We start from the raw sequence: 22,311 nt of genomic DNA, 5'->3' as shown, positions 1-22,311 counted from the left end.
AGGACGTACCGGCCCCCATCTGGAATATCTCCATGAACAGCCAACAGTCCGAGCCAAACAATCCCCCATCCGCGCCTCCCCCCCTCCCCCCCCGGGGCAAGTGGATTCTGGGTGGTTTTCTGTTTCTCCTCGCCTTGACCGTTTATGTGTCTCTGTATTGGAAGGTCTCCCATTACGGTCCCTGACCTCTCTCTTGTCATCCGGTGGTGACCGGACCCATTTCCCCTCGCCGGCACGGGACAGATAAAATCACCATGATTCGGAATTATGTTGAGCTTATGAAATTACGCATCGGCGGCATGATAGCCTTGACGGCTGTTGTGGCCTATATCGCCGTGACCCCTGCCGTGCAATGGGACCATTTGGGACTGCTGGTGCTGGTGATGATTCTCGGTTCCTCCAGCTCGGCGGTCTTTAATCACTATTACGACCGGGATATCGACCGGCACATGAGCCGCACATCTCACCGCCCCCTCGTCACCGGTGTTCTGGGCGACCCCAAGCGGGCTTTGTGGCTGGCGGCGGGTTTGCTGGTCAGCAGCACCCTCATGGCGTCCTGGATTTTCAATCCCATCGTCTCTCTTCATCTGTTTCTGGGAGCATTTTTTTATGCCGTGGTCTATACCGTCTGGCTCAAGCGCCGCTCCTGGTTGAACATTGTCTTCGGGGGATTGGCGGGAAGTTTTGCCATCCTCGCCGGTGCCGCCTCTGTCCGTCCTGAGCTGTGCGCCCTGCCGCTCTTTCTGGCCCTGATTCTTTTCTTCTGGACCCCTTCCCATTTTTGGAGCCTCGCCATCCACCTCAAGGAGGATTATCAACGGGTCGGCGTCCCCATGTTGCCGGTCCTGGTCGGCGAGGAACGCGCCGCACGGGTGATCCTCCTCAATACCCTTCTGCTCGTGGGTTCCTCTCTCCTTCCCTGGGTATTCGGTGAACTGGGACAAATCTATCTGATGGGTTGTCTCTTGGCAGGCGCCTTCTTCATCTGGTCCAGTTTACGGCTGCTCCGCTCTCCCACCCCCGCGTTGGGCTGGAGTAATTTTCTCGCCTCCATGAAATATCTGGGGGGACTCTTCCTGGCCATCATCCTGGACACCTCTCTGGCGTATCCTTTGTAACGATTCACCACCCGGCCACGAATTGGGGTCCAGGGGGCTGGCTCCCTGGCAGGGCCTAGTGGCTCAACCGTGTTGATTTGATGTGCAGGTAAGCCATGAATCGGGGTCCAGGGGGCTGGCTCTCTGGCGGGTCCAGGGCAGCGCCCTGGCGGGGTTCGGGGCGAAGCCCTGACAAAGGCTTTCATTTCCAAGCTTTTCTTGAAAGAGTGCGGAATAGTCACGAAAAGTGAACACTTCAAATCATGTCGGTTGAGCCACTAGGACAGAGTCCTGGTGGGATTCGGGGCAAAGCCCTGACAAAGGCTTTCCTATCCAGGCTTTTCTTGAAAGGGTCTGGATAGTTACCTGAATGGTTACCATCCTTTTACCTGGCGGATCAACCGCGCTGAATGGACAACAATTCAGCACCCTCGCCCTTGATGCGTGGCCGGGTGGTAAACAGCGACCTTGATATCGACGAAAAGAGCCGTTTCAATCTGACGCGGGATTGGGTGCTCCACAGGCAAGGATGGACACGGCGCCAACATCACCTACACGGGAATGATCCGATGCTGTCGCAGCTTTTCCACCACTTTCCGGCTGGTGATGGGTTTGATCAGATAGTCGGTACAGCCACCGATCAGGAAGGCCCGAAGCATATGTTCTTCGACATCCAGGGCGGTGATCATGAAGATGGCCGCTTCCCGGCCATCGCTGCGCAACTCGGACTCCAGCTTGCGAATCCTGACCAGGGCCTTTTGGCCATCAAGCTCGGGCATCATGATGTCCAGGCAAACAAGATCATAGGGGGCGCCGTCACGCACGGCCATCTCGAAGGTCTCCACGGCAGCCAAACCGTTGACCACGGAGTCGCAACTGCCGTAGGGAGAGAGGAAATTCTCCAAAAGAATACGATTGTTGGCCTCATCGTCGGCAATCAGAATCTTCATATGTACCCCATCTCCCTGCACAAACCACGACTCCTCTCGGAACAGCACCAACAAAACCTGCTCCAGTTCCGACTGCTGGTCATTTTCAGCATTTTTCGCAATATTTTGCAATGTCCTATCTACGAACCTTCCTCACGAGGCCCGCCCAAGAGGCAGAGTCTGGTGGATACCTGTCACGCCCGGCGCCACTGAAGTTTGACGACATGGCCCATCTGGGGTAGCATGACGACGTGTTCGGAACCGGAACCGGTGTATGGCTTGGCTTCCCAGGATAATGACAAAAGCCTCTCTCCCCCATAATCCCCTCCATATAGCCTTCGGAAAACTGGTGTTCCGGATCATGGCTGCGTCGGCGCCGGAGGGGATCCTCCCCAAACCGAAGCCCCTGTTGCGAACCCACCGAGAGATCTGGCAACCGACTTCCGATGCCACGCCGTGGGGCCGGTGTCTTGCCGAAACCGCCGAAAAATGGTCCTTTGCCCTCAGACCTCCCTTGCTGCTGCTGTTTTCTCTTGTCATCTCCCTCACCACCGCCTGGTGGATCAGCAATCTCCTGCAAAGTGAAACCGCTGTCCATATCCTTTCCTGGATCCTTCCGGGTGGCTTGGGCGAAACGTGGCGTCTCTCCGCTGCCTGGCTCTGCGGCTTGTCTCTGGCCACTCTGGCCCTGAGTTACAACAAACGCCTCGTGCATGGTGTGACCACGACCGGTCGGGTGGGATCCGGTTTTCGTCTCGCCTGGAGGAAAAATCCCCTCTGGATCACCCTGGTCACCTTTGCGCTCCTGTTCGCCATGGAAGCCATTCACACAGGTTTGACGGCTCGCCTCCTCTGGCAACCAGCGATTCAGCGGGAGATCGACACCATCCTGGCAGAACTCTCCCAAACCGTGGCGCGCAACGCCTCTCACCCCCTGCAACCCGCATCCCTGCACGATATGCAGGCCGTCTTGCAGCAACAGGCGGCCCAACTGTTGACCCGGTTCGACTCCATTCCGGATGAGCGTGACGCCCGCGCCGCCAAGCCAGGAGATACCCAGGATCCTCTCCAAGCCTTGCGTTACTGGGGCCGGCACTTTGCCATCCATGGGGGGTTTGCAAAGGGTGTCAACGATGTCTCCCTGCTGGTGAACCACCCCCTTGCCTACACTGTGGACCAACTGTTGGCGGAATCCAATCTGGCCACCTCCCCTCCCCTCCGGGAACGGTTGGCCAACCTGACCCATGACCATGACCAACGTTTGCGACAAAATGCCCACCAAATCGAACAGGAGATGAAAAATCTCCAGAAACTGGCCGATCCGGCCCGTGTCGCCCCATGGGAGTTGGCGTCGCTTTTTGGGCCAGATCCACCACAGGTCGACCGGCTCACCCGCCATGTTCTGTACCTCCTGCAAGCGAGCCACACGTTGCAAACCCGCCAACTCCAGGAGCTCCGGGAGATTGCTGCGGCCCGTTTTGACCTCCTGCAACGCCTGGAGCAAAGACTGGGCGGCCCCCCCTCCTCCCACCGGATCAACCTTGGCATCGAGGTCACACCCGGGCTGCCCGCCGTGCAACAGATCCAACACTATCTCACCTGGCGTGCGACCCTGTTCAAATTTCCTCAGTTGGTCACTCCACGGGAGCACCCATCCAACGCCGTGCAGGGTCTTCTACTGCATGGGTTGTTTACTCTTCTGGCTTTGCTGATCGTGGTACCCGATGTCATGCTCTTCGGTCCGTGGATTGCGGACATGTCCACCCAAAACGGGTCGAGGGTTGCCGAGTGCGCCGCTGTTCTGCGGCAGTGGGAGGAGGCGTTCCATCACCATTGCCACCAAATTTTGCAGCATCCTGAAACCTTGGGCATCTCCGGCAACCTCCCCCCCGTCACCCGGAAGCGTCTGCGGGAAGCCTTGCAGCATGTCTTGGAGCACATCGATTTTCGCCTGAAAAGTCCGGAAAATTTCTCGCTTCGGGACTCTTTGCACCTCACCTGGCAATACCTGCACCTGCCGCCCCAATCCCCGGAAGCCACCCGTTGCCATGCCCGGTTGCAGGCTTTGCATCGGTTTGTCTCCCAGTGGGAAACCCACTTCTCCCGCATGATGGCGGAGATCATTCCCGGGCTCAAACCGTTGGCCCTCCCCCCGCCAACCAACCCTTCCCATCTGTCTGCCCCTGCGGACTTGGAGGAGGCTCACCCCGGGGTTGCCGCTTCCGAAGAAACCCGCGACGAGGCCACCGCCACACTCCCTGAACCCCCCTCAGCCGAGGCTCCCGACGCCCTGGAGCAGGCCCAGAGCGAGACTCCCCCACCGCATGGAGAAGCCGAAAAGGCGGGCGAACCGTTGCGGGAAGAGCAACGTCGCGCCGCCCAACAAGCCATCCTGCGCGAGGTGCATGACCGATTCGGTGAATTACGGCAAACCATTCTGAAACGGAATACCACCCTTTGGGAAACGATTTCGGCGCCGTCGCAACCCACGGGAAATTCCCCGGGACGCATCGCCTACCAGGCCACCCTGGAGGCTGCAACAACCAGAGCTGAGGCCATCCTTGCCGAGGTGGATGCCATCGGGGCAGCCGAAACACCCCCCGATGCGGAGACGCTGGCAAGATTGCACACCCTACAGGATGAGTCCCGTGTCGTCATGCTCCAGATCAATCGTCTCATGCCGGGGGTTTACCATTGAGTGGCGTGGAAAACATGGATAATCGTCCAGCCGGAGTTCCCGGTCCGCAGCCCCAAATCCGGCGCCAGAAAGACCTTCGGCACGACGGGGTCCACCCCCCATGGCTGCGGCTCTGGCTGGTTGGAGGTGTCTTGTGGCTGGGCCTGCCCCTGGCAGCTTCTGCCTGGAGTGCCGCTTCCGAGGCAACGCCGCACACCCAGGGGACAGGCGCCCCGGTGCGGCAGCCCGCAATCGCGGCAGCCTGGGAAGCGCTGCGGCTAGCAACCCGCCTGCATGGGCCGTCCCATCCAGACACCGTTCCCGCGCTTATATCTCTGGCTGATGCCTGCACGGAAGCTGGCGATGTGGCACAAGCAGAACCCCTGCTGGAGCGTGCCTGGCGCATTTTGCAACAAAATCCACAACAACACATGCCCCACATCTTCTCCCTGCAAGAAAAACGGCTCCTCAACCCCTATGGCCGGGGCCATTTTTCCCAGGTCTTGACCCAGGGCGAGGCGTGGCTACAAACGGCAGCGGCACTTGCACCCAACCATCCGGCGTTGCTCCGGATACGTCATCTGCTCGCCTACGCCCATATCGGTTTGGCACGGCAACAGGGTGGCGAGGTTGCCCACCGGTCGGAGGCCGCTGCGCACCTGGAACAGGCCCTGGCCCAACTCAACCAGCCGTCACACCCCATGACTGACGGCGTGGCCGAGGTTTACCTTCTTCAGGCGGCGTTGCACCTGTCCAACAACCAACCGGGCGAAGCCGAAGCCCGGTTGCGCGACGCCCTGACCCTGTGGGAAAAGGGGGCGCACGCGCGTCCGCAACTTCTGGTGAAGATTTTACACGATCTGGGCCGCCTGCTGGGGGATGCAGGCCGATTTGCCGAGGCCATACCTTTGTTGCAACGCGCCCGTGCCACCCTGATGACCCTCAGTACCCCTCCCCAACCTCCCTGGGGGGAGGTCACGCTGCATCTGGCCTTGTGCCAGATCGAAGAGCAACAACTGGTGTCGGCCATAACCCTTCTGCAAGAGGCCATGACCTGGACCATCCAGCAGGATCGCTCCCCCCCTCTGTCCGTGCCGGACATGTTGAACCGCCTGGGGCTCCTCTACCAGATGACGGACAAACCCGAGCTGGCCAAGGCGCAGTTTGCCAAGGCCCTGGCCATGGCGGAACACTATTTTCGTGGCGACCCGGCCTCACTCTCCCTTTGGCGGGTTCAACGGGATTATCTGGTTCCCGGGACCGCACGTCAGGCAACGCGGCAACTCCTGCATGCGAGTCTGCTGGCCACATGGCAGCATGTGGACCCCCTTCCGGAACCCCTGGAACTGCCCGTCGTGGCCACCATGCCCCAGCCGGCATCCACCCCGGAAACCACGTTGATCACGGCCCTACAGACCCCCATTCCTGCCGAAAAACCGAAACAGGCCACCCCTGTGCAGCCGCTTCCCGCCCAAACCCCGGTTCCAGCGGAGAGAGCGGCCAACGCCCTCCCGGCACCATCCGCCGTGGCGCAAGCCCCGGCCCCGGCTGACAAACCGGACAAACCTCCGGCCAACGCCCTCCCGGCACCATCCGCCGTGGCGCAAGCCCCGGCTCCGGCTGACAAACCAGACAAACCTCTCCACACATCACAAAACGTTGCTCAAACGGGGCCTGGCCCTGTCGAGAAACCGGACCGGGTTGTCCCCCTGCCACTCGCCCCAGTCATGCCAAAAACAGTCGCTGCACCGTTTAAAAGCGTCCAACCTCCCCCGGAGATGCCAAAAACAGTCGCTGCGCCGGTTAAAAGCGTCCAACCTCCCCCGGAGATGCCAAAAACAGTCGCTGCGCCGGTTAAGAGCGTCCAACCTCCCCCGGCCATGCCAGAAACAGTCGCTGCACCGGTTAAAAATATCCAACCTTCCCCGGCAAGATCGAACCAGCTCCCCCAGGAGAAACCCTTGCTCCAAAAAAAGAGTTATCTGGTCACTGTGGGGTGTTATACAGAGAACGAGTACTTGACCGATGCCCTGAAACGGCTGGCTCCCCTTGATCTCCCGGTTGCCAGGAGGGAGGTCCGTCTGGAGAAAAAAGGCCCCATGACTTGTGTCTATGGCGGCCCGTTTGCCACGGAGGCGCAGGCAGAACACGGCCTGCACCTGGTCAAGGAGCGCGTGGGAATCAAGGATGCTGTCATTCTGCCCCAGCGTTGAACAATTTGTGCTTTCAACCCTTTTCAAGGATGCCCATCGTGCGTGATGTTCATGATATGACCTCGTTCAACCGCTCCCGTTTTGATGACCTGTGGCGCGCACTCAAGGGGCGGCTGGACGATATCCGTGCCTCGGGCGGATTGACAGCCGTGGTGGAGGCCCTCAAGGATCAACAATTTGATCGCGGATTCATTCAAGATGATCTGCTCGATGTCATCAAATACCGAATCATTCGTGAATCGGGCGCCCGCCACAGTTTTTTGGTGCAATACAACCTCAAACGCAGCCAGCGTCAGGGCGGAGCCGGACGCAAAGCCCCCCCACCCGGCACGACATCCATCCATGGCGGCTGTTTTCTGTGTCTGGACAACATCTACTGGCAGCAGCGCGGCATCGAGATCGGCTACGACCTGTATCCCGATGTGCCGGGGAACGAGGAAAAACGCCACTATATCATGTGGATGAATCCATTCCCCCTCATGCCCAACCATGTCACGATCGCCACGGCTGCGCACATACCTCAATCCTGGCTCAAACTGGCTGAAATCAGCAAGAGCAATCGTCCCGGCATTGAAAGCATTGTCCGGGATTTTCTCTACTTCGTGGATCATCTTCCGGGTTATGTGGGATTTTATAATGGCGAAGGAGCTGGAGCCACCATCCCGCACCATTTTCATTTCCAGTTTTTCAAGCGGCCAGAAGGGCAAGGGCTGTTTCCCCTCGAAGCGTCCGCTGCGGCCACCATCAGGGCCTCTTCCGGACACACCAACACACCACGCCTGGTTGCCGATTATCCGATCACCGCCATCTACTTCCATGGGTCAAGTGAGGAGATCGTGGCCCAGGTGGTCAAGGTGACAGACCTCTGGGAGCAGCTCTACGTCGACAAACACTCCCTCTCCGCCAACCTGATCGGCGCCCCGGACCCGAAAAATCCGGGTCAATATCACCTCTTTTTCATTCCACGCAACAAGACCTTCTCTCGTGGCCCGGGCATGGTCGGCATCATCGCCGGATTGGAGCTGTTGGGTGAGATTGTCTTTGCCACCGAAGAGGAAAAACGCTATCTGGACCAAGGGCAGGTCGATTACCACTACGTGAAGCGGATCATTGCCTCCGTGGAAGCCCCCCGCGCCAGGGAGCTGTGGCAGCTGGTGGAGGCAGCGTTTGCCAGTCATCCCCATTCTCAACCATGAGCGCAACTTTCTTATTTTTCGATGATCTTGGTCACCGTTCCCCCGCACTGCCTGTAGCAGGCCCGATACTCCTCGTCGCAGTGGGAGTCGTTTTCGTGGCTGTAGCAACTGCTTTTGCCGCGTTCACACTTGCTGCGTTGCTCCTTCGAGTCGGCTGAGTTGAGACAGGATCGCACCTGGTTTCTGGCGCGGCGTTCGCATGCGTCCTGCTCCCCCTTGGCGCGCATGATTTCGTTGCCTCGGCAACTTTCGCGCGTCGTGCCACACTGAGTCACACAAAGACGCCCCACCTCGGAGGTCGGGGGACGCATGTCATAACGGACGCTCTGGCAACCCGCCAACAGCAAGGCGGCAACAAGAAAAGCTGTCTGATGTCCCATGATGTTCTCTTCAAGCTCCCTTTCGCAGCCGGGCGCTGGCGTAGCCGCCAGTCGGGGTCAATTCTCGTTGATGGAACGGATGACGCTCTCCCGCAGACGGATTTCCTTCCCGACAGGCGTTTTGAAGCTCACCCAACCTTCGTCGTCCCTCTCTACCTTACCCTCCGAGTGGTAAATCGTCCCCTCGTTGGTGACGACGATGTACCGTTTCGAGCTACAGGCAACCAGGAACAACGCGACCCCAAAAGCCAGCCCACAGGCCATGATTTTTTTCATTGTGCCAATCCCCGTGTACCCGCCTGGTTCGCCAACTGGCAGGGAAGTGAGTGGATGTTCGCCGAGGTTACAGATTTTCGCGCCAGGACTCAATGGACCGACTCGGTGAGCCGTTTCTTTGCCTGTGCGCTTGCGGTATGCTCCACCCCCGGGAGGCTTGGATTTGACACCATCGGAAACGCACCCTCACCCGGACGGGAAATCCACCATGCATACATTTTCTGTTGTCGGTTTGGTCATTGTGTTGGCACTGGTTTCGGGTTGCTCGAAATCGGAAGAAAAAAAGACCGAGGCGGCCTCTCCCGATGCACCGGCAAGTGGTGGAGCCGTCTCGCACAAGGATGGCATAACCACGATTCAGCTGCTCGCTCCAGGGGCACAAAAAAAGCCAACCCCGGCCGTTGCGACGCCAGACACCGCAGCCGGAAAATCGGTGGCAGTCGCTTCCTCTGCGCCAGAAGCCGGCGGGAAACCCGAAACGAGTGGTCCGGGCCCAGCGGCGAAGGATGCCCGCAAAACCCCGGCGCCCCCCATCGTGACCACGCCTCTTGATCCGAATAAAAAGTCGAACGGCACCATGACCATTCCACAATCCGGCAAGGTGGCGGATGTGGTCCAGTCCGGCGGCTACACCTATGTGCGCATTGACACCGAAGGGTGGCCCCTGTGGCTGGCCACCAGCCGTCTCAGTGTCAAAACCGGTGACATGGTCCACTGGGGACAATACACCGTCATGCGCAATTATTTCAGTAAAAGCCTGAACCAGACCTTCCCCATGCTGTTGATGGTCAATGAGATCCTTCCAGGATCCGGACCGGAGACCTCGGCATCCGCCTCGACCAACCAAGGCAAGGCGTTCGCCGTGTTCCAGGCTGGAGGCTACACTTATATCCAGCTCGACAGTGGAACAGGTCCATGGTTGGCGGTTCCCAGCACCCAGGTCAATCCTGGTCAGGTTATCGCATGGACCTCGGGCACGGTCATGCGCAACTTTACCAGCAAGACCCTGAATCGTACATTCGAGGAGATCCAGTTTTTGGGCAGCATCACCATCAAGTAGGGGAAAGCCCCCGTGAGCCCTGCATACCCTCCTCATGCAACCGAGCGGTTCTGCCGTGGCGGTCCCTGGCCCTTGCCACTCCTGGATTGATCGGCTTGCACAACCGCTTCCGCCACGTTGGGCGCCACCCCCAGGGCCTGGACAAGTCCTGACCGGACCAGATCGTAAAGTCGTGGCAGGGCGATGCGATGTGTCTGTCCTGTCGTGGTGTAGAGCCAATCCGCCAGGGCCATGAATCGGGCAAAAGGGGATCCTTCCCCGAACAGGCAGGTGCGCGTGGCTGGAAATCGCCCGGAATTCCCGATCAGATCCCAGTAACGGGCAAAACGTTTCAGGCGGCGCATGGTCATGAAATCAATACGATCATTGCACAGGAGTTCGTAGGGCGGATCGGGAGCGAACACCATGCGAAACGGCTCGATGTGGCGCTGCAAGGGCGCACCCCGCAAACGCTTGAGAATGCCCACCTGAGTTTCGTGCGGATCCAAAGCCATCAAGCGATCAAACCCTGCCGCAAAGCCGGACACATCCTCCCCTGGCAGCCCCACAATGAGATCCGTATGGAGGTGAACCCCCGTCTGGCGCCGCAACCAAAGCAGATTCTCCTCAGCCCGTTGCACATCCTGGAGGCGATCGATTCGCGCCAAAACTTCCGCATCAAAGCTCTGCAAGCCGACCTCGAACTGTATGGTCCCAGCCGGAAACCGGCTGACGCTCTCCCGCAAGGCTGCGGGAAACCGATCCGGAATCACTTCAAAGTGCAAAAACAACCCTGGCCTCTGCCGGGCGAAGAAAAAATCAAGAATGGCCTTGGCTGTCGTCGTTTTCAGGTTGAAAGTTCGGTCAATAAACTTGAACTGGCGGGCGCCCCGGTGCAACAACGCCTCCATATGGGCCAGGAACGGAGCAAGGGGGAAGGAGCGCACCCCTTGATCCAGCGCGGAGAGACAAAAGGCGCACTTGAATGGACACCCCCGCGAGGCCTCGACATAGATGACCCGCTCCTGGATATCCCGTCCGTCATAGAGGGGGTAGGCCGGGAGCAACTGCCCGACATCCGGGGAAGGCGCCCGCACCAGATGCTCGAAATTTTTCCCCCCGGCCAACACCTGGCGGCACAGCTCGCGAAAGACGATTTCCCCTTCCCCTGCAACAACGTAGTCCGCCAGATCCGCCATGGGCTGATCCGATGTTTCATGGCTGATTTCGGGCCCCCCCAGCACCAGAACCATGTCGGGACGCAGCCGTTTCAGAATTTGCACCAGCTTGTGGGTCGGTTCCGCATTCCAAATGTAAACACCGATGCCAACCATGCGGGGCTGCCGCGCCAAAATGGCCTCGGCCATCTCTGTCGGAGTCCTCTCCAGATCAAACTCCAGGATGGCGGCCCGATGGGCCAGATCACCCAGATTGGCATGCAGACAACGCAACCCGTATGCGGTATGCCGATAGCGTGCATGGATGGTGGTCAATAGAATGTCAACCATGACATGCAACCCTGTTGTAACGCATGGGGTGACGATGCAAAACCCTTGCAAGAAAGGCTCTCAACCCCTCGATTTTTCCCCCGAGAGGTTGCATGCTCCCCCTGCACACGTGAACGAGACACATAAGAGGTTTCCACCATGGATAAATATTTTGGCCACATGGTCATGCGACTCCTGGCCGGTTTGCTGTTGGCCGGCTGCGCGACGGTTCCCATCACCGGTCGCAACCAGATGGCCCTGATTCCCGCGCAACAGGTTTTGAGCCTGGGATCCCAGTCCTACGACAAAATGCTCAAGAATGAAAAGGTTTTGCAGGGCACCAAAGAGGCGGCCATGGTTGAGCAGGTCGGGCGCCGGGTCGAACATGCCGTGGAGCGCTACTTTACCCAGCGGGGCATGTCCAACCGATTGGCAGGATACAAGTGGGCATTCAACCTGGTCGAAAGCAAGGATCGCAATGCGGCCTGTTACCCGGGCGGCAAGGTGGTGGTCTTCTCGGGATTGCTGCCCACAACCCGCGATGAAGCCGGCCTTGCCGCCGTGTTGGGCCACGAAATCGCCCACGCAGTGGCCAACCATGGCAACGAACGCATGAGCCAGGAGCTGCTGGTGAAAATGGGATCCACGGTACTGGCCAGTTCATTAAGTTCGCTCTCTCCCGGTCAAAGCGAACTATTCAATTCGGCTTTCGGGTTGGGTGCAAAATACGGCGCCCTGTTGCCATTCAGCCGTCTGCACGAGGAAGAGGCGGACCGTCTGGGAACCATTTTCATGGCCATGGCGGGTTATGATCCACGCGAGGCCATCGGCTTGTGGGAGAGAATGAACACAGCTGAGGGCAACGGCAGCAAAAACATGGAGTGGCTCAGTACCCATCCCCTGCCGACAAGCCGCATCCAAAACCTGCGCCGCGTTATCCCCGAGGCGATGCGCTATTATCAGACGCATGAATGATAAAGGACAATGCCGCATGTCAGCAGCCACCATCAAACAAACATCACGGCGCATTCTGCAACACGTTCTGGGAGAGGATCGTACCAGAGCCCTGGCTGCTTGGCTGGAGATTTCCCTGCCCGGCTTGGGCGGAAAGCGCACCTTCGCGGAATTCGGTGAAGATGTGATCCTGGCCAACATCTTCCAAAACAGGCCCGTCGGATTCTATGTGGACGTTGGCGCCCACCACCCCATCCGGGAATCCAACACCTATCTGCTTTATCGGTGGGGGTGGAGAGGCATCAACATAGACGCATCCCCCTGGTCCGTGCATCTTTTGCAGCGCTTCCGCCCACGTGATATCAACATCCAGGCCCTGGTCTCCAATCAGGAGAGATCGTTGACCTTCCACTGTTTCGGCCTGAGTTCCATGAACACCGTCGATCCGGCCCGTGCCGAAGCATTCAAGAACAAATCCGGCCATGCATGGACCCCCTTGACCCTGCACTCCCGCTCCTTGCGCACCATCCTGTCGGACAGCGTCCCGGCAGGAACCCACATCGATCTCCTCTCCGTGGACGCAGAGGGCCACGATCTCGCTGTCCTGGAGTCCAACGACTGGGAACGATTCGCACCCACCGTCATCATTGCGGAGGCACATTTTCCCAACCTGTCTCACCTGCTGGCATCGCCGCTCCATCTCTTCCTGCACGACCGGGGCTATGAGTTGATCAACATGCTCGGACCATCCCTGATTTTCATCCGCAGCCGGGAGAAAAACCACCCCCACTGGCCTTTTATCCGCTGACCCTGGCGCTGCGGTGCACCCTGGCGCGGGCCTGTTTCAAAGGAATGACCAGCGGCTGGTTGACCTTGAGCGAAGCGGGAAGAGCGGCGATGAACGCCTCGGCCTCCTTATGCGTGGCAAACTCATCCAGGTAGACGAGCAAACGGTCATCGCGCAGACGGACAACGTTCACCCGCCGACCCCCGAGCTGTTGCCCAAGCCCGGCCAGATCCTTTTCCAGGGTTGCAAGACCATCGTCACGGGAGAGAATCATCAACTGGATCGTGAAATGCGCATTCTCGCTGGTCTCGACCCAGATATGGGAGGCGATGATTTTGTCGGCCAGGGGATCTTCCCTTTTCAGATAGGGGTAGTTTTGTTTGGGATCCGGCTGCAATCCCAGCTCCGTTTCATCAAAACCGTATGAGATTTTTTTATCTGGTTCCGTGGCAGCCGGCTTTTGCGCCACCTGATCTTTTTCGCCCGCCGTATCGCGCACGACAGTCACCTCTGCCGGCGCCGGGGCGCCAGACACCCGGTCACTCCCCGTCAGCCCCGGAGATGCAGAAGGCGTAGTGCCGGTCGCGACAGAAAACACAATATCATCCGTGGAGGGCAACGCCACCTGACTTCCCGGTGACTGCCCTTTCTCTTTTTTCGCCTGACCGCCATTGTCAGAACGTTGACTGCTCTTCGCACTGCTCTTGTCAGCCATCTTCCCCGGTGCGGGCGTGACCTTTTTTCCATCCGCATCCGCCACTTTTTCGGGTGCATGTCCCGCGTTACCCGACTCGGGACCGGTTCCGATCTTCGTACCGGTCCGAAGACCATCGGCCCCGGGAAGAGGCAGCGCGGCCACCTGGACAGAGTCCGGGAGCGGAGCGGAGGAGACACCTTCGGAAACACCTTTATCCAGCATACCCCCGGCCACGTCCGAGGAGGAGGCATGTTCGGAAACACCCTTATCCAACATACGCTCGGCCACGCCTGTCGCCTCTTGACCAGGAATGCCGCTCACCCAGGGGGTGTTTGCCAGGGAGTGCAGGACCGTACCTCCGATGATCGCCAAGGCCAGGGAGCTGGCCACCAGGACCGGACGCATCCACAAGGGGGCTGCCATCGCATAGTCACTAGCCGCCAGGGCCGAGCGAACATGCCGCAACTTGACCCTCGGCGAAGCGTCGGAGAATGCCGCAATCAACGCCTTGTGTGCCAAAACATTGATACGCCGGAGCCCACCTTGGGCCGTCCGGTGCAAAAACCAGAGAGCGCCATTGGTGAAAACCTCACCATGGGCGTGCCCGGTCGCCTCCAGCCGGTGCCGCAGGTAAAGGCCCGTATCACGTCTTGTCAAAGGCGGCAGGTGGAAACTGGAGGAGACGCGCTCCATGATCTGCCGGTTTTCCGGCGCCGACAACATCTGATCCAACTCAGGCTGGCCAAACAGGATGATCTGGAACAACTTGGTGCGGGAGGTCTCAAAGTTGCTCAACAGGCGCAACTCCTCCAGCGAAGCAATAGGCATGCTCTGGGCCTCTTCCACCAATACCAAGGCATGGCGACCGTTGCGGTGCAGGTCGACCAGATGGTTCAGCAGGAGGTGCTGGTCGGCCCACCGATCTTGGGAGGCTGCCGGTGTCAGACGAAATTCCCGCAAGACAGTCGGCACAATCTGATCAGGCGGAATATTTGGGTTCAGCAGCATGGCCACATCCACCGTTTCGGGCAGACGCTGACAAAGCGCACGGCAGAGCATGGTTTTGCCACTGCCCACCTCACCCGTCACTTTGATGATCCCCTCGCCGGCCTGAATGGCCTGTTGGAGTCCTTCCAGGGTTGCATCCCGCTCTCCGCCACCAAAAAACAGCTCGGTATCCGGCGTCAGGGAGAAAGGGGGCCGCTGCAATCCGAAGTGGGTCAAATACATGGTCTCACCACCATTCCATGAACATCATGTGTGACGACAACAAGTTTACGCATGACTCCACTGCCGGGCTCATCATACCCGCCCCAGCGGTCGAACGCAGGCAAAGTCAAGCAAAAAAAGAGCCAAAATGCCGTTATTTGATTTTTTCCAGGAAAGCGGCCTCATCCAGCACAGCGACCCCCAACTCCCTGGCACGGGTTAATTTGGCGCCCGGATCACTCCCGGCCACCACAAAATCCGTGCGACGGGAAACACTGCCGGAAACCTTGGCGCCAAGGGCTTCCAGCCTGGCCTTGGCCTGAGGGCGTCCCATGCTTTGTAATGTGCCTGTCAACACCACGGTTTGACCTTCCAGGGTGCGTGCGCTGCCCGCACGATTCTCGGACCAGAGTTGCCAGGCATCGCTCTCCCTTTTCAAGCGCGCCAACACGTCCCGATTACCTGCGGCGTGCAAAAATCCCCGGATCTGTGCTGCCACCTTGGGCCCCACATCGGGAACCCCCTCCAACTCTTCCAGACTGGCCGCTTCCAGTGCGGCCAAGGTTTTGAAATGGGCAGCGAGATTGCGGGCCGTGGCCTCCCCTACTTCACGAATCCCCAAGGCAAAGAGAAATCGTTCCAGGCCATGGGTCCGGCTCACCGCAAGGGCCTGCAAAAGATTGTCCGCCGACTTGTCACCCATCCGCTCCAGAGCGGTCAGTTCCTGGCGTTTCGCCGCCAGAGTGTACAAATCGGCGACAGTGACGATCAGGCCAGCCTGGAGAAGAGAATCGACGAGTTTTTCACCCAGCCCCTCAATATCCAGGGCACGGCGGGAGGCAAAATGGCGAATAGCCTCGCGCCGCTGCGCCGGACAGCTCAACCCGCCGGAACATCGGGCGATCACCTCACCAGACTCCTGGAGCACGGGGGCGGTGCAGACGGGACACTGTTCCGGACAGGTCAGTACCTCCGGGCGTGATGTCTGTGTTGCCACCACCTCCACCACCTCCGGGATGACATCCCCCGCCCGGCGCACGCGAACCTGGTCGCCCACACGCACATCCTTGCGTTGCAACTCTTGAAAATTGTGCAGCGTGGCATTGGTGATCGTCACCCCCCCCACGGCGACCGGTTCAAGACGGGCCACCGGGGTCAAGGCCCCCGTGCGACCGACCTGAATTTCCACGGCCCGCACCCGAGTGACCGCTTCGCGGCCTGGAAATTTGTGCGCCACCGCCCAACGTGGCGTCCGGGAAAGGGCGCCCAGAAGATCCCGATCCGCACGGGAGTCGACCTTGTAGACGACGCCGTCGATTTCGTAGTCCAGTCGATCGCGCTGCGCCAACAAGGTGCGATAAAACGCCAGACACCCCTCGACACCTGTCACCACCATGCGCTCTGGACACACCGGCAGACCCCAGGCAACCAGTTGCTCCAGTACCTCGTGGTGGGCATCCGGCACAACTCCGCCCGTCACCTGGCCCAAACCGTGACAAAACAGAGTCAACGGTCTCTTGGCGGTCACCTGGGCATCCAGTTGGCGCAAACTTCCGGCAGCGGCGTTGCGCGGGTTGGCAAAGGCGCGTTCACCCCGTTCGCGGGCACGTTCGTTGTACTCGGCAAACGCCGCCAGGGGCATGTAGACTTCGGCACGCACCTCCAGCAGCTCCGGCCAGCCACTCCCGGACAACACCTGTGGCAAGGCGGCGAGGCTCTGAACCTGGGAGGTAACCTCCTCCCCGGTGTGCCCATCGCCCCGGGTGGCCGCCCGTATCAAGACCCCGCTGCGGTAAACCAGCCCAATCGCCAATCCATCCACCTTGGGTTCGGCCATGTAAACCATGACATCCGTTCTGCCCAACCCCTCCCGGACCCGCCGGTCGAACTCCACCACATCCTCACTGCTGAAGGCGTTGTCGAGAGAGAGCATGGGCATGCCATGAGCAACCGGCGCAAAGGCAGCCAACGGGGCCGCGCCGACCCTCTGTGTCGGCGAATCAGGCGTCACCAGCTCCGGAAAGCGGGCCTCCAGACCGACCAACTCCTGAAAAAGCTGATCATAGGCGCCATCCGAAATTTCCGGATCATCCAAAACGTGATAGCGGTAACCATGATGCCGCAACTGGTTGCGCAACATTTCAATCTGGCGCCGTTGCGCAGAAGTAGGCTGAAGGCGGTCCGGATTTTGCCCTGCCGCCGCCAAGGATTCCTGCCTCTCCATGCTCTTCCCCGTTCCCCGACCTCATCCCCACTGCGCCGACCACTTCCGGAAGCGGTAGACCCAGTTCATCAACGGTTTGGGCAGGGCGTTGATCAAGGCCACCACAACCGCCGCCGCATAAGGAAGAGATTGAATGAAAAGCGCAGCCGACCAGATATACGCGCTGGGCATCTCCTCCCCCTGGACCAACGCGACCCCTACAGCCGACAACCACAGAAAAAGCAGCAGAAGCAGCTCCTCCATGGAGTCGTAGAGGGCACGGACCATGGCCGGACGGTTTTCACATTTGGGGGTGCGGAAAAAGGGCCGTTCCGTGGTCAGGACGCCGGTGATCATCGCCCTGGCAATGGTATGGGAGAGGGCCAGGCCTGAAAGGGCTGCGGCAAGGGTGTGCCGCCTGGTCACCCCGATTTCGGTACGATAGAGGTAGATCATCTTCACCACCTTGAAGATGAAAAGCAACACCGGCGGGGTGACGAAGATGGCATACGGTGTATCGACATGCTTGGGAAACAGAACGATGGCGATGGACCAGATGATGGCCGCCACGGTATAGAACAGGTTGATGCCATCGGCCAGCCACGGCAACCAGCCCGCCATGAAGTGATAACGTTGCCCCCCGGTCAAGGCCGAGGATTTCTCCCCCAGCAGGATCTCCCGAAAATGGCGACGAATGATCTGCAAGGCGCCATAGGCCCAGCGAAAGCGCTGTTTTTTGTAATCGACGAAGGTGTCGGGCATCAAACCCTTGCCGTAACTGTCCTTGATGTAGACCGACTCGAACCCTTTCTCCAACACCCGCAGGCCCAACTCCGCATCCTCGGTGATGCACCACTCCGCCCATCCCCCCAACTCCTTGAGCAGGCGGGTGCGGATCATGGTCATGGTGCCATGCTGTATGATGGCATTGCGATCATTGCGGGTCACCATGCCGATATGGAAGAAGCCCTTGTATTCGTAATAGCACATCGACTTGAAAGGATTTTCCTTGCTGTCCCGATAATCCTGGGGCGCCTGTACCAGGCCGATCTCCGGGCGGGCAAAATAGGGCACCAGATCCTTCAGCCAGGAGGGGGAGACCTGGTAGTCGGAGTCGATCACGGCAATGATCTCCGCATCCGGGGCGGTCAGGGCCGTGACATGGTTGAGCGCCCCGGCCTTGAATCCCTTGAGAGGGGCCACATGAAAAAAGCGGAAGCGGGATCCCAGGGTCTGACAATGGGCCTCCACGGGCTGCCAGACCCCGGGATCAGCCGTATTGTTGTCGATGACCAACACCTCATAGTCGGGGTAGTCAAGCTTCGCCAGGGCGTTCAAGGTGTCGATCATCATGTCGGGCGGCTCGTTGTAGGCCGGGACATGGATGGAAACTTTGGGCAGGCTGGGGGTGGTCTGTTCCGTGAGACGTGTCAACACCGGGTGAAACATGCGCCGCCGCTGAAACACCCACCGCGTCTCGGCGGTTTCGTGCGCCTCGGTCAGCAACACCAGAAAGACGCCCAGAAACCCGATTCCCAACAATAAACCCACGGCTATGGTTTTAAAGGTGACATACTGATCCAAATAGTCGTTGGCGATCCAGACCATGGTGTTACTGCTGAGAAAAGCCACCCCACACAGAAAAAGCCGCCCCTGAATGTTGAAAAAGGCCCCATCCCACAGCAACAACAAATAGCAGGCCGCGCCGATGGCAATGGCCGCAGCCGCCAACCATGGCCAGTGCGGAATGGCGACAATAGGACCATCCATGGCAATCTTGCTTTTGCGGTGGACGTCCCAGATTCCCCAGTAAGCGCCCACACTCCCTTCGGTGAAGACCTTCCAGGTCTGGTCAAAGGCCTCCATCAAGTTGTAATCATCGTTGTTTTCGGTGGCACGGGCCAAAAATCGACGCAGGAACAGAGCTTCATTGGCCACGCTGGCCGCCGCTTGCTTGCGCAGGCGGGCGTTGCTGGGCCACCCCACCTCAGCCATGAAGATGCGCTTTCCGGGATAGGTCTTGGCCAGAATCTGCCGAGTGGCATAAACGTGATCCACCGCCGCTTCCAGGGCGACCCCTTCCCAATAGGGCAGGAAGTGGGCCGCGATATAATCGACGTGGTCCACCAACTGCGGATACTTGACCCAGATGTGCCAAGGTTCGGCGGTACTCACCGGGACGTTGGGCAGGGCAGCGCGGACCCGGTCAAGATAGGCAATCATAGCGTTGACATTGAAATCCCCCCGCAACAAGGACTCGTTGCCCACAATGACCCGGACGATATTGCTGTTGGCATGCGTCAACTGGATCAACTGGGCAATATGTGTATCGGTCAACTCCAGGTTGTTTTGATCCAACCATGTGCCCATGGTGACGGAGAGGTCATACTTTCTGGCCAGGCGCGGAATCTCGCTCAATGTCCCATCCACGCCATAGACACGCACCGAACTGACCTTGTCCTGAAACATGGCCAGGTCGGCATCGATCTCCTCGACACTCGGGTAACGGTTCTCAATGGGATTGTCGTCTGCCTGGAAGGGAGAATAGGCCACGCCGGCCACCTTGTCCGGCCAGGGTGGAGCCGAGAGAGGCCAGTTGGTCACCGCCCATAAACAAATGGTCAGGAGACTGGCCACGGTCACGACAACCGCGTTGACACGACGCATTGCGACTTCGGATGGCGACATGCTGCTCATGGTCATGGAGGACGAAAATGGGTGGAAAAGGGAACGCGGTTCGGTTATCAGTAAGGTTCAGACATCAGCCCCGGCGACCTTGCAAAAAGGATTCCAATCAACATGCCAACCCCCTGCGCATCCAACCGACTCAAGACGGAAAAAACCGGCTCCATCATGATGCCCCATGATCCGCCACTGTCATGAATCCATCGTGCGCACGCCTGCTTTGGTCAGCCTGGTGGGTTCTCCTCCTGATCGCATGGGGGGGATGGTATCTGGCGGGAAGCGGCGTCGACCTGCCCGATGTGCCGGGAGCCCGTTTCCAGTGCCTCTCCTACGCCCCCTTCCGGGGCAACCAAGCCCCCTCGGACGCGACCCTGGTCATCCCTCTGGAACAAATTCAGGAGGATCTGGCCCTGTTGGCTCCCCACACCGACTGCGTGCGAACCTACTCCACCCGCATGGGCGTCGACGCCGTCGTGCCATGGGCCCGGCAACACGACATGAAACTGTTGTTGGGCATCTGGATTGGCCGAGAGGCCAAGGACAACGCGCTGGAGATCCATTCTACCCTAACCGCAGCCGCTTTACACTCACAATCCATACGGGCCATCATCGTCGGCAACGAAGTCCTGCTGCGCAAGGAACAGGATGCCCGGGGGCTGATACACATCATTCAGGAGGTGCGGCGGCAAACTCCCTTGCCTTTGACCTATGCCGATGTTTGGGAGTTTTGGTTGAAAAATCCCGAGGTGGCCGAACATGTGGATTTTTTGACCATCCACATCCTCCCCTACTGGGAAGATGAACCGGTCTCGGTCGCCCAGTCCCTGCAACATGTCACCAAAATTTTAGCCGAGGTGCAGGCCGCCTTTCCCGGCAAGAAGATTCTCATCGGCGAGACCGGTTGGCCCAGCGCAGGACGTAGCCGCAAACAGGCCGTTCCCAGCGTGGTCAACCAGGCCCGTTTCATTCGGGAGTTTATCGCCCTGACCTGGCACAAGGGGGTTCCCTACAACCTCATCGAGGCCTTTGATCAACCCTGGAAGCGCTTTCAGGAGGGGACCGTTGGAGGACATTGGGGGCTTTTCACTGGCGACAGACACCTTAAGTTTTCCCTGACCGGCCCGGTCCGTGAACACCCTTACTGGCCCTGGCTGCTGGGTGTCGGCGCCCTTCTCTCCGCCCTCCTGCTGAAAAAGACGCGCCGCGCCGCCATGCCCTGGTGGCGTCCCCCGCTTGTGGCGACTTTGGGTCATGGCGCGGTGACCTTGGTCTATCTCCATGGCCGGCAGTTGATCGCAGCCGCCGGCACACCGCTGGATTGGTTCTGGGGCCTGGCGGGAGGGGGCCTCATGCTGATCGCCCTGATCCTGCTGGGTCTGGTTCTGGTCATCCCGGACAGCCGGTGGAGCCGGGCCATGCCAACCGACATGGCTGCGGTACGCGCCTGGTTGTTGCGCAGGCGCCCCCCCGGAAAACCCCCGACAACACCCGACCTGCTTTGGGGTGGGGTGCGGTCCGTCACTTTGGTGACGGCCTCCATCCTGGCCCTGCCCCTGGTGATGGATGGCCGCTACCGGGATTTTCCCCTCGCCATGTTTCTGGCGCCGGCCCTGTTGTTATGGAACCGGACGCCGACAGGCCGCCACCCCATGGAAGCCTGGCTGGCCGCCATCCTGGTGGCATGTGCCACTCTCGGAATGGCCGTGGAAACCCCTCTGAACCTGGAGGCGATGGCCTGGAGTGCCGAGTTGCTCCTGCTCGCCTGGCCCCTGCGGGCTCTCCTGCGGTCAGAGTGGCATCACCTGACCGGCAAAACCGATGACCCGGCCCTGCCGGGAGTGGACACCTCATCCGCCGCCAGCGCAAGCACCCCCACGACAACCCCCACGGCACCCCCCAGTGCGTTGTAGAACACCAACCCCAAAACGCCCAGATGTACGGCCCAACGGCCCCAGATGCGCGCACGACCAGGAAACAGGTGGGCCAAAAGAGCCGCAACGATGGCCAGCCACCCCAATATCCTGAAGTAAAAAACCATGCCCAACACCTCCCGCAACCCGCACCACCAGGGAACGGAGCCCCCCTGGCACAGCAGGCCAATGGCTTGCGGCTCCACCCAGGCAAAACGAATCACACAGGCCACCAGCGCCGTCACCCCGGCCCCCAGCAGGGTGCGCGGTATCGGGCTGGCCAACACTCTCTGCAACAAAACCATTTGCATGCCATCACTCCCATCAACAACCACTCTCGGACCTGCCGGAGCGCCACTCCCCTGCTCTCCGATTCGATCGGTATCTACTGGCTCAACCGACATGATTTGAAGTGTTCACTTTTCGTGATTATTCCGCACTCTTTCAAGAAAATCTTGGAAATGAAAGCCTTTGTCAGGGCTTCGCCCCGAACCCCACCAGGGCGCTGCCCTGGACTAAGCCAGGGAGCCAGCCCCCTGGACCCCGATTAATGGCTTGCCTGCACATCAAAT

17 protein-coding genes are annotated in these 22,311 nt (G+C 59.5%); 9 read left to right on the top strand and 8 right to left on the bottom strand.

Annotated elements, in window-relative coordinates; translation table 11 throughout:
* Positions 1-32 precede the first annotated feature (32 nt).
* Both HQL63_05235 and cyoE read left to right on the top strand, forming a co-directional pair.
* Positions 33-185, top strand: coding sequence for a hypothetical protein (locus HQL63_05235; GenBank protein ID MBF0176238.1), 153 nt, complete (start codon positions 33-35; stop codon positions 183-185).
* 69 nt (positions 186-254) lie between these two features.
* Positions 255-1,118, top strand: a complete 864-nt coding sequence (gene cyoE, locus HQL63_05230) for a protoheme IX farnesyltransferase (GenBank protein ID MBF0176237.1) — start codon at positions 255-257, stop codon at positions 1,116-1,118.
* Between the two features lie 530 nt (positions 1,119-1,648).
* Here the strand turns inward: cyoE and HQL63_05225 are convergent.
* On the bottom strand, positions 1,649-2,047 hold the full coding sequence (locus tag HQL63_05225; protein MBF0176236.1) for a response regulator: 399 nt from the start codon (positions 2,045-2,047) through the stop codon (positions 1,649-1,651).
* Between the two features lie 340 nt (positions 2,048-2,387).
* On the opposite strand from HQL63_05225, the gene HQL63_05220 reads away from it, so the two are divergent.
* From HQL63_05220 to HQL63_05210, 3 genes are read left to right on the top strand one after another with little or no spacing between them, the layout of a single operon-like run.
* Complete coding sequence (locus HQL63_05220; GenBank protein MBF0176235.1) at positions 2,388-4,724, top strand: hypothetical protein; 2,337 nt, start codon at positions 2,388-2,390, stop codon at positions 4,722-4,724.
* Between the two features lie 14 nt (positions 4,725-4,738).
* Positions 4,739-6,916, top strand: coding sequence for a tetratricopeptide repeat protein (locus HQL63_05215; GenBank protein ID MBF0176234.1), 2,178 nt, complete (start codon positions 4,739-4,741; stop codon positions 6,914-6,916).
* Between the two features lie 38 nt (positions 6,917-6,954).
* On the top strand, positions 6,955-8,112 hold the full coding sequence (locus tag HQL63_05210; GenBank protein MBF0176233.1) for a DUF4922 domain-containing protein: 1,158 nt from the start codon (positions 6,955-6,957) through the stop codon (positions 8,110-8,112).
* An 11-nt stretch (positions 8,113-8,123) separates the two neighbouring features.
* Here the strand turns inward: HQL63_05210 and HQL63_05205 are convergent, their stop codons facing one another.
* A complete protein-coding gene (locus HQL63_05205; GenBank protein ID MBF0176232.1) occupies positions 8,124-8,492 on the bottom strand; it encodes a hypothetical protein in 369 nt (122 codons plus the stop codon).
* 57 nt (positions 8,493-8,549) lie between these two features.
* Entirely contained in the window at positions 8,550-8,768 is a 219-nt protein-coding gene (locus HQL63_05200; GenBank protein MBF0176231.1) for a YgdI/YgdR family lipoprotein, read from the bottom strand.
* A gap of 208 nt (positions 8,769-8,976) precedes the next feature.
* Here HQL63_05200 and HQL63_05195 point away from each other — a divergent pair, with 208 nt between their 5' ends.
* Positions 8,977-9,828, top strand: coding sequence for a hypothetical protein (locus HQL63_05195; protein MBF0176230.1), 852 nt, complete (start codon positions 8,977-8,979; stop codon positions 9,826-9,828).
* A 32-nt stretch (positions 9,829-9,860) separates the two neighbouring features.
* Here HQL63_05195 and HQL63_05190 read toward each other — a convergent pair whose 3' ends face one another.
* Positions 9,861-11,315: a DUF4080 domain-containing protein gene (locus HQL63_05190; protein MBF0176229.1), complete on the bottom strand. Its 1,455-nt coding sequence runs from the start codon at positions 11,313-11,315 to the stop codon at positions 9,861-9,863.
* A gap of 165 nt (positions 11,316-11,480) precedes the next feature.
* On the opposite strand from HQL63_05190, the gene HQL63_05185 reads away from it, so the two are divergent.
* Positions 11,481-12,269: a M48 family metallopeptidase gene (locus HQL63_05185; protein MBF0176228.1), complete on the top strand. Its 789-nt coding sequence runs from the start codon at positions 11,481-11,483 to the stop codon at positions 12,267-12,269.
* A gap of 16 nt (positions 12,270-12,285) precedes the next feature.
* Positions 12,286-13,056: an FkbM family methyltransferase gene (locus HQL63_05180; protein MBF0176227.1), complete on the top strand. Its 771-nt coding sequence runs from the start codon at positions 12,286-12,288 to the stop codon at positions 13,054-13,056.
* Here the strand turns inward: HQL63_05180 and HQL63_05175 are convergent.
* The 3 genes from HQL63_05175 to HQL63_05165 form a co-directional block, all read right to left on the bottom strand.
* Complete coding sequence (locus HQL63_05175) at positions 13,046-14,962, bottom strand: AAA family ATPase (protein MBF0176226.1); 1,917 nt, start codon at positions 14,960-14,962, stop codon at positions 13,046-13,048. The two genes, HQL63_05180 and HQL63_05175, sit on opposite strands and share 11 nt — an antisense overlap.
* A 133-nt stretch (positions 14,963-15,095) precedes the next feature.
* A complete protein-coding gene (gene ligA, locus HQL63_05170; protein ID MBF0176225.1) occupies positions 15,096-17,165 on the bottom strand; it encodes an NAD-dependent DNA ligase LigA in 2,070 nt (689 codons plus the stop codon).
* 21 nt (positions 17,166-17,186) lie between these two features.
* A complete protein-coding gene (locus HQL63_05165; GenBank protein MBF0176224.1) occupies positions 17,187-19,811 on the bottom strand; it encodes a glycosyltransferase in 2,625 nt (874 codons plus the stop codon).
* 212 nt (positions 19,812-20,023) lie between these two features.
* On the opposite strand from HQL63_05165, the gene HQL63_05160 reads away from it, so the two are divergent.
* On the top strand, positions 20,024-21,739 hold the full coding sequence (locus tag HQL63_05160; GenBank protein MBF0176223.1) for a hypothetical protein: 1,716 nt from the start codon (positions 20,024-20,026) through the stop codon (positions 21,737-21,739).
* Here HQL63_05160 and HQL63_05155 read toward each other — a convergent pair.
* Positions 21,628-22,143 carry a hypothetical protein gene (locus HQL63_05155; protein MBF0176222.1) on the bottom strand — a complete coding sequence of 172 codons (516 nt, stop codon included), beginning with the start codon at positions 22,141-22,143 and terminating at the stop codon, positions 21,628-21,630. The genes HQL63_05160 and HQL63_05155 overlap by 112 nt on opposite strands.
* Positions 22,144-22,311 lie beyond the last annotated feature (168 nt).

It is taken from the genome of Magnetococcales bacterium (assembly GCA_015231175.1).
Taxonomy (GTDB): Bacteria; Pseudomonadota; Magnetococcia; order Magnetococcales; family DC0425bin3; genus HA3dbin3.
This window is presented reverse-complemented; position numbering and strand designations above follow the sequence as displayed.

Bases quoted from the DNA above. Each gene is read 5' to 3' on its own strand.
- HQL63_05165 (MBF0176224.1), bottom strand. From the start codon at position 19,811: ATGCGTCGTGTCAACGCGGTTGTCGTGACCGTGGCCAGTCTCCTGACC.
- HQL63_05175 (MBF0176226.1), bottom strand. From the start codon at position 14,962: ATGTATTTGACCCACTTCGGATTGCAGCGGCCCCCTTTCTCCCTGACG.
- ligA (MBF0176225.1), bottom strand. From the start codon at position 17,165: ATGGAGAGGCAGGAATCCTTGGCGGCGGCAGGGCAAAATCCGGACCGC.
- HQL63_05155 (MBF0176222.1), bottom strand. From the start codon at position 22,143: ATGTCGGTTGAGCCAGTAGATACCGATCGAATCGGAGAGCAGGGGAGT.
- HQL63_05215 (MBF0176234.1), top strand. From the start codon at position 4,739: ATGGATAATCGTCCAGCCGGAGTTCCCGGTCCGCAGCCCCAAATCCGG.
- HQL63_05180 (MBF0176227.1), top strand. From the start codon at position 12,286: ATGTCAGCAGCCACCATCAAACAAACATCACGGCGCATTCTGCAACAC.
- cyoE (MBF0176237.1), top strand. From the start codon at position 255: ATGATTCGGAATTATGTTGAGCTTATGAAATTACGCATCGGCGGCATG.
- HQL63_05160 (MBF0176223.1), top strand. From the start codon at position 20,024: ATGAATCCATCGTGCGCACGCCTGCTTTGGTCAGCCTGGTGGGTTCTC.
- HQL63_05200 (MBF0176231.1), bottom strand. From the start codon at position 8,768: ATGAAAAAAATCATGGCCTGTGGGCTGGCTTTTGGGGTCGCGTTGTTC.
- HQL63_05220 (MBF0176235.1), top strand. From the start codon at position 2,388: ATGGCTGCGTCGGCGCCGGAGGGGATCCTCCCCAAACCGAAGCCCCTG.
- HQL63_05205 (MBF0176232.1), bottom strand. From the start codon at position 8,492: ATGGGACATCAGACAGCTTTTCTTGTTGCCGCCTTGCTGTTGGCGGGT.
- HQL63_05185 (MBF0176228.1), top strand. From the start codon at position 11,481: ATGCGACTCCTGGCCGGTTTGCTGTTGGCCGGCTGCGCGACGGTTCCC.
- HQL63_05195 (MBF0176230.1), top strand. From the start codon at position 8,977: ATGCATACATTTTCTGTTGTCGGTTTGGTCATTGTGTTGGCACTGGTT.
- HQL63_05190 (MBF0176229.1), bottom strand. From the start codon at position 11,315: ATGGTTGACATTCTATTGACCACCATCCATGCACGCTATCGGCATACC.
- HQL63_05225 (MBF0176236.1), bottom strand. From the start codon at position 2,047: ATGAAGATTCTGATTGCCGACGATGAGGCCAACAATCGTATTCTTTTG.
- HQL63_05235 (MBF0176238.1), top strand. From the start codon at position 33: ATGAACAGCCAACAGTCCGAGCCAAACAATCCCCCATCCGCGCCTCCC.